Below are 7,101 nucleotides of genomic sequence, written 5' to 3'. Positions count from 1 at the left end.
TTTGAGAAAGATTTAAGAAGGGAAGTTATGCTGGAAATGGAAACCTTAATGAAGGAATTTTTTGATTTGGAAGAAATTGAATTTCATAAAGGGGATGAAATTGTTCCGCATGATGTATTTTCTAAGCGTGTTGAAGCTGTAAAACTTAATTATCCTCCTGCCGATCTTTATTTTAATATTTCGGGAGCCATAAGTTTACCTTCCATTTTATATAAAAAAGGGGTGGAGGTACAGGACTACCTTTTAACGCTGAAATTTTATGGAGAGGATCGAGATGGTCGCCGAGTTTTTAAGAAGAAAACTGTAATACCATTTAGGCCAATACCAGGGAAGGGGATTTATGGCCCTTTCATAATTGGAAAAGAAGATTTTCACCAAATGTTTTCAGATGCAGTGAAGGCTATTTTTAGCGTGGAGGAGGTGAAATTTGGAAAGCGATTGATTAAACGTCCAGTAAATGAGAAATATAAGGAATTTCTACAAGCCACAGATTTATATCAATTAGAAGAGCGCCATAAGAACGGTTGGTTTAAAAGCGATAATAGTTACCTGATTAAGGCTGCGGAGTCTTCCAATGCAAAAAGTATTGAATTAACTCCTGAGCGGTTGAAGGAGTCAGGGTTGCAGGTGGATAAAGAATTTAAAAAGGATAAATATTTTAGATTTTTCCGTATGGATAATCAGTTACAATCTGATCAGTATAATGTTTTAGTTTCCTCTAATTCCAGCTCCGAATTAGACTTTTTGGAAGTAAACCCTCAACAAACTGCGGTTACTTTTAAGTCTTCTTCTGGAACAATAGGTGGTTTTACTTTTGTGGAACATTTTATGGATTCTTCCTCATTAATTGCTTTTAGGGCCTGTATTAAAGAATATCAGGAAAGCTCAGGTCGAAGCTTTGGATTGTTGCTGGGCAAATTGGAAAACCAAAACTATGGGGTGCTTTATAATGCTACATCCCAATTAGCAGAAATATATAGGGATGATGTACTGGTAGCAGTTGTTCAGGAAAGCCAAATGAGTCAACTGCATCGTAGGAATTCATTTGCTTATACTGTCCACGTTAAAAATTCCTTGGGGCAGAAGGAATTAGGAGATGTGATGAATGTTTACTTGGCCTATGAAATTGCTTATTCTGTTGAAATGGATAAGTTGGAGTAAAAAGTCTTATTGGTATTGCCCTTAAAAGAAATAAAAAAGTCCGACACATTTGGCCGGACTTTTTTATTTGCCTCTTGTTAGTTGAAGGGCTATAGAGCCTTAGTCCAACCTTCAGTCCAATTGTTATCACTTTCCAGGGCGCCAGCATAGGGGGCAGAAACAAACCAATCATCAAGGGTAGATGGGTCAACTGCACTTTCTTCAGTTCCCACCAAGCCAGTTAAGCTTGCATCGCCTAAATTGAAATGGTTATTAAGGCTTTCTACGGTAAAGGTATCTTCAGAAGGAACTACGAAATTATCATCAGCAGGTGTTTTATTTCCTTCAGCATCTTCGTCCATGGTCTGAGAGAAAACCAACGCTTTATCTACATCATTGTGGTATACATAAGTGTTTGAGATAGTGAACAAACCATCAGTTTCTACATTGGTTAAAGTTTGATCATGCTCTACTTGAATTCCTCGTTTTTCAAAACCAGTTACAATAGTGTTATAAATATGAGCTCTTGTACCTTCTCTAAGCTTCATCCCTTGACTGTCAGTAATATTTTTTCCTATTAATGTGATGTTTGCTAAGGTTGGCTCAGAAAATGGGTTTGCTTCATTTTGGCTTCCGTTGTTATCTCCTTCAATACCTCTATCGCCATCATCTTCAGCCTGCTCAGCAATCCAGAATTGTCCTTTTCCTCTCCATCCGTAGGTCCAGTCAAATGAATCGTCTTTTGAACCGGTGGATACCAAATATCTGGCGTTCACACTTCCACCAAAGAATTCAAACCCATCGTCTTTTCCTTTGTATACTTGAAGGTATTCTACGGTAGTTTCTGATCCAACACCATTGAAGGTGAATCCATTGTGTTCTTTTTCGCTATTAATGACGTTTCCAGTATATTCTAATCTTATATATTTTAGAACACCGGAGTTATCTGTGTCATCGTTACCGCCATATGGAGTATCACCTACTTCAGCTGATGCAGTTTCTCCTTTGTTAATTTTAGCTTTACCGTTTATGATGATACCACCCCAATCTCCTCTTTTAGGATTGTCAGTATCAGGAGTAAAAACAATCGGAGCTTGGGCGGTTCCCTCAGCCATAATTTTAGCTCCTTGTTCTACTAAAAGGTAAGCTACTCCGTCGGTGGTATTGGCAATAACTTCTACGCCTGCTTCTATGGTTAAAGTTGTTCCTTCTTTTACATGAACACCTCCAATTAAAACATAATCAGTGTCTGCGCTTAAGGTCATGTTCTCGGTGATGTCGCCTCTAATTTCAGTTACCCCTGTAGGAGGAACCTCGTTGTCATCTTCTTGGTCTGGAGCTACTGGGACAGGGTCATTCTCCTCGCAAGAAGTAAAGACTGTAGTGAATGCTAAGGCAGTTACCAAGAGTGTTTTAGGCTGTAGTAAAAAGTTTTTAATTTTCATGTCTAAATAAGTTTTTGACTTTCTAATTGTTTACACAAATATAATTTCCAAAAATTTATTTTAATTTTATAATTTATTAAGTTTGTGTTATTTAAAGATTAATTAATGGTATCTTTAATTATAAATTATATGAAAAAGATAGTCCTATTTCTCTACCTTTTTTATATGAATTTGTAATTACATTCTCTTTTCCTAGAATTTCTTGTTCCTGGATAATATCAGGGTTTAGTAAATTCTTAAACGAGAGGCCAACCTTAATTTTTTCATTGAAATTGGTCGATAAAAGTAAGTTCAGGGTATTAACAGGCAATTCGAAAATGTCTCCGGCACCGTTTCCTCCTGCTGTAAATACTCTTTTACCAAAGACATTGTAGGTTGTAGAAATAGTAGTTTCCGAATTTCTGATCCTTAAAGGATAGCTTAAGTCAAAATTGAATAAATAAGGGGCAGCTCCTTGTAGGGCTCTTTCTTTATTAGTGTTGATTACTGAAGTGTTAGAGCCTCCTTGAGCGTTGTCATCATTGTTGGTATCAGAAAGTTTCACCTTGGAATAAAGTAGGGAAGCATTCATGCTAATAAACAAGTTAGCAAGTGCATTTTCCTCTCCAATAAATGATCCCAATCTTTTATTGAGTTCCATTTCTACCCCTCCTACATGAGCCATCTCAGAATTAGCATAGGATACTTGGGTAACACTGGTAGCAACTAATACTCTTTCTATTGGGTCTTTCAGATATTTTCCAAAGATCGAAATTGCTAAAAGCTCCTGATCTTGGGGGAAAATTTCATATTTTAAATCAAAATTGTAATTATAACCATTTTTCAAATTTGGGTTTCCAATAGTTTCAAAGGAACCGAAAGACGGATTATAGAAAAAAGGTGCTAATTCTTTAAACTCTGGTCTTGAGATGGTTTTGCTAGATGAAAATCTTAAGTTTGATTTTTCATTAAGACTATATTTAAGATTTAAAGCCGGGAAAAAGTCTGTTCCTTTAAGTTGGCTTTTTTGGAAATAATCGTCTCTGGTAGCACTCTTTTCTTTATAATAGATCCTTTGATTCGCATACTCTGATCGTAAAGCCATGCTTAGGTTTAGTTTCTCAGGTACTACATCTATTTCGATAGCACCATAAGTAGCATAAACATCTAGGTAGGCAAAATAGGGATAAAGAATACGGTCTTCAATCAGGTCAATGCTAACCTCAGCATTATCTTCTTTGGTAATGATGCCGTCAGAAAAATCATTTGCATTTAAATAGGTGTTCTCCAGTTCTTCAAAGGATACACGATCTTTTCCTATTGGACCTAAATCGTAGTTGAACTTTCGGGCACTAAAGTTTCTGTCCTTTTTTCTGGTCTGGAAACCTAAAGTTGCCTTCAGTGGAAATTTATTTTCAAGCTTTCTTAAATCATAGTTTACTTCCACTCTTCCGTTTAGTTCTTCTTCCCTTAATTTGCTGAAAAATCTATGGTTAAAGGCTTCATCTCTATTCAAGAAATAAAATCCTTCTTCACCATTATCCATTTGATCTTTCTTATAAACCAATTGTCTTCTGTCTGGCTCATCACTTTTTGCTATTGCAAATGAACCTCCCCAAGATAGATTTAAAGCTGCATTACCAAATAATTCGTCATGTTTGCCACTTAGTTGGCTATTGAGGAGTTGATGGATTCTGTAGGTGGACCTTCTGGTAAATACTCTATCATCCTGAGTAAATCCCGTATTTTCTAATAAATTATCGGTGGTTTTTCTTAGGTAAATAGAATTAAATTGAATGGAATGATTAGGATTAATTTCATAATACAAATTTGCTAATCCAGAAGCCTTGGTTTCTTCGCCAAAATTTTCAAAATCATAGGAAACTATTGGAGAACCGTCACTTCGTAAATTTTTGTAGGTTCCATTTCTGTATTGAAAATTATTGCTTAGTTTCCCTGCCACTAAGAATCCAATTTCTTGTCCGAAGAGGGTAAGGGTGTTACCCGCACTTAGAGAGAAATTACTGTTAATTGGAGCGTTTTTGGTGTTGTAGGAAAAATCTGTGGAAAAAGGAAGTTCTGAACCTGAGGTTGGTTTGAATAAATCAGTACTTGAAATTTCTGAAGGTAACTTTAATTGTGTATCATTCATCTGCTTGAATGGACGAAAAGTGGTGTTGGTATTAATGCTGGTTCCAGCACTGGCAACTAAAAAAGCTTCTTCCGGGTAATCTTTAGTCTCTATATTAAATGTACCTCCTGAGAAGTCTGCATACATTTGGGAATTGAATGCTTTGTTGATTCCAATGTTTTTGACAATCTGTGTAGGAAAGATATCCAAAGGAATAATTCTTAAATCTGGATCTGGAGATGCAATGGGTAGGCCGTTTAATTGGGCATTATTATACCGGTCTCCCAGACCACGAACAAACAACTGGCGTGAACCCACCATGGATATACCACTCACTTTGGTTAATCCTGTGGCTACGTCTGAGACTCCTTTTCGGGAGAGTTCATTGGCACCAATGTTTTGAGTAATTACAGCTGCCTTTTTTTGTTCCAATAAAAGAACTGTTTCAGACTGACGATCTGCCTTCCCTGTAATTACTACATCCTCTAGTACTTTTGTGTCTGCTTCCAGTTTAACCTCTAAGGTGATATTGTCCCCAGAGTTGATTGTAATACTTCGTTTCTGGGCCTGGTAGCCAATGAAACTAAATTCTAATTCGTATGATCCTTCATCTAAATTCAGTGAATAATTGCCGTCAAAGTCGGTTGTAACTCCTGTTTGGGTGCCCACCGCGATAATATTAACAAATGGAAGAGGTTCTCTTTTGCCATTGATTTCTTCGTAGACAATTCCAGAGATTTTGCCACTTCCGGCAATAGCACTCCCAATAATAAAAAACAATAATGTTGAAATGTATAATTTCTTCATAGCACTGATATTTTTCATACTGCAAAGAAACTACCGCAGGATTACATGAATAAAAATTTAATGTTAAGAAATAGTGAAGTTAAGTGAAGTATTATTAACGAATTGTTAAGCCTTAAAGGGAAGCCCAAAAGGAAGGGGGTGTACGATATTTTTATCATTTCAATTTTTTCGGGTAGGGAGTTCCATACTTTTTTAGGATTTCCCTGTGAACTGAAGTTGCCTTCTTTAGACTTGTAATAGGAAATATGTGTCTTAGAGGGCTAATTTTAGATAATAGTTTCCTTATGTAATATTGTTGATGAAATTTGATATTGAAAAATTGGTAAGATAAATTAGAGTTAATGTGTTATTAAGTTTTTGGATTTAAAAAGTGTTCCATATTAATAGTTCTTATTCCTTCTTATTTAATGTTTTAATTGCTTGTTTAATGATTTTACATCCACTCATTGAGGATACCGGTTGACCGAAATGTTGGGAGATCTGAATTTCCATTATTTCAGAAAAAACCAGCCTCCCTATAAAACAAAAAGTTTTATTCTGTTAATTCAAAAACCACTTTAGACAATTTCCCTCCTTTTCCAGATGCCCAGCCGTAATTGGAATCTGTTGCTATACTGAAAGCATAATAGGTTTCTTTTCTATTATAAGGTGTCCAGGTATTGCCGTCATCATTAGAGTATTCTCCTCCTGCTCGGCTCACCGTAAACCAAGAGTTTTTTGAAAAAGGTAAGAAGGCAATACAGGAACGAAAGCCCCTAGGACCATTTTTAATTAATTCCCAGGATTTTCCTCCATCATAGGTGATTCCGGCATTATTTAAAGCTGAATCCGGATAGGCAAAACTTCCTCCCACGGCAATTCCTAATTTAGGGTTCTTAAAGGCAATAGAATATATTCCCGCATATTTCATAGGGGAATGGATGGGAGTTGAGGTGACCTCCCAACTATTCCCCTGGTCCTGGGTGAAAAAGATTCTTGCTTCCGGTCCTCCTGTGGCTATCCAGGCGAATTTATTTTTTTGGACGGTAATGTTTGTACCACTGGCAGCAAAACCTCCTTCTCCTTCTAAGGATGGTGGTAGGGTGGAAGTACTTATTTCCTCCCAATGGTCACCATCCTTTGTTTTAATCAAAAGTAATTTGCCGGCAACAGGATCACTCATGGCAATTCCATGCTTTTGATCCCAAAAATCAAATCCGTCAAAAAAGACCTGGGGATTTAGATTTTCATATTGAAGTTGCCAATTTTTTCCTCCATCAGTGGTTTTGTATAACCTTGCTGGTTGTCCAGCAGAAAGAATGTAGGCCGTATTTTGGTCAAAGGCATGGATGTCTCTAAAATCAAGTGTATCCGCTCCATTTACCTTAATTATTTCCCATTGTTTTCCTCCATTAATGGTTTTAATTACTGTGCCTTCTGATCCTGATGCCCAAACCACATCATTATTGACGGCAAACAACCCTCTTAATGATGCTTTGGAATCAATATTTTGAGGGATAAAAGTTACCCCCTTTACAATTATTTCTTTTTCAACTTCTTTTTGCTTGGTATTACAAGAAAGGAGGAGAATAAGAGAAAATATTGATAGAGCTAAGGTTT

The 7,101-nt window shown here is 36.5% G+C and carries 4 protein-coding genes; 1 reads left to right on the top strand and 3 read right to left on the bottom strand.

The features are described 5' to 3' along the window. The coding region (locus E1171_RS11550; RefSeq protein WP_222931476.1) for a hypothetical protein at positions 1 to 1,161 on the top strand (1,161 nt) is incomplete at its 5' end. 89 nt (positions 1,162 to 1,250) lie between these two features. On the opposite strand, the gene E1171_RS11545 is transcribed toward E1171_RS11550, so the two are convergent. The 3 genes from E1171_RS11545 to E1171_RS11535 form a co-directional block, all read right to left on the bottom strand. Further along, positions 1,251 to 2,585: a hypothetical protein gene (locus E1171_RS11545; protein ID WP_155206161.1), complete on the bottom strand. Its 1,335-nt coding sequence runs from the start codon at positions 2,583 to 2,585 to the stop codon at positions 1,251 to 1,253. A gap of 118 nt (positions 2,586 to 2,703) precedes the next feature. Continuing rightward, positions 2,704 to 5,502 carry a TonB-dependent receptor domain-containing protein gene (locus tag E1171_RS11540; protein ID WP_187696406.1) on the bottom strand — a complete coding sequence of 933 codons (2,799 nt, stop codon included), beginning with the start codon at positions 5,500 to 5,502 and terminating at the stop codon, positions 2,704 to 2,706. A 532-nt stretch (positions 5,503 to 6,034) separates the two neighbouring features. Further along, on the bottom strand, positions 6,035 to 7,101 hold a 1,067-nt coding region (locus tag E1171_RS11535; RefSeq protein ID WP_155206159.1), incomplete at its 5' end, for a WD40/YVTN/BNR-like repeat-containing protein.

This window comes from Xanthovirga aplysinae, from assembly GCF_009711365.1.
In the GTDB taxonomy this organism is placed as follows: Bacteria; Bacteroidota; Bacteroidia; order Cytophagales; family Cyclobacteriaceae; genus Xanthovirga; species Xanthovirga aplysinae.
This window is presented reverse-complemented; position numbering and strand designations above follow the sequence as displayed.

Bases quoted from the DNA above. Each gene is read 5' to 3' on its own strand.
- E1171_RS11545 (WP_155206161.1), bottom strand. From the start codon at position 2,585: ATGAAAATTAAAAACTTTTTACTACAGCCTAAAACACTCTTGGTAACT.
- E1171_RS11540 (WP_187696406.1), bottom strand. From the start codon at position 5,502: ATGAAGAAATTATACATTTCAACATTATTGTTTTTTATTATTGGGAGT.